General features: G+C 37.2%; 1 protein-coding gene. It reads right to left on the bottom strand.

Features of this window, described 5'->3' with window-relative positions:
- On the bottom strand, positions 1 to 912 hold a 912-nt coding region (locus AWN68_RS13225; protein WP_157716208.1), incomplete at both ends, for a 6-bladed beta-propeller.

Raw genomic sequence — 912 nt, forward strand, 5'->3', positions numbered from 1 at the left:
ACCAGCCTGTCATCTTCCCATTTTATGAATTTCAGCTTGTATTTTTCTTTGTCTTTTTTACGCATATCAAAACGAGTGAATTTACCCGTTTCCCGATTGATATAACCCTTTTGCTCATTTTGGGTACTGATGTAATATGTTAGCATTATGTATTTGCTACCAACGTCAGAGAGTACATCAATAACTTTATCTCCTTCTACTGTGACTTTTACTTCTATCTGGTGAGTTGAAGTGTTCTTTGGGTCTGACCATGCCCAATCTTTTCCGAAATCAAATCTAAATTTGGGGTACTCTTTTCCGTTAATAATTTGATAGACCGAATCATTAAGGATTTTTTTAAAGTAAATATGGTCTTCATAAGTGCTGAAATGCTTACCTAGATTCAAAGGGAGCGTGTTTAGGTTTTTAGTATACCCCCCTTCCCCTACAATATTTAGCTGACCGTCTGTGAATAGTAATACATGGAAAGGGATAGGATTGTTAGGAGTGCCAGGGTAAATGTGTTGAAGAATATATCCACTCTTATAAGGGATCGCAGACCCAGCCCAAATTTCCTTTGAGTATTTACCTTTTATAGTTTCAATATATCCACCCTCTTCTGTATAGCGATTAATGAGTCTTGAACCCCCACTGAATAGTTCGATTGCTCCATTATTAAATTGTACACTACCAATACTTGTATATTCTTTTGGCCCTCGTCCGTAGTTGCTTATCGCATTTTTGTAATTCCCCTCATCATCAAATAGAACAACAGACTTTTCGTTAACCGACCCCATTCCAGATGGTGTTTTGAAGTACTTCCAAACTGAGGATAGCAATGAGTTCTCTGTTTCTTCCAGTCGTATAATTTCTATATGTTCAATTGCAGCAAAAAAGCCAGTTCTTGGTGCGTCAATATCAATCTCAAAACGC

Source organism: Roseivirga echinicomitans (assembly GCF_001592935.1).
Classification (GTDB): Bacteria; Bacteroidota; Bacteroidia; order Cytophagales; family Cyclobacteriaceae; genus Roseivirga; species Roseivirga echinicomitans.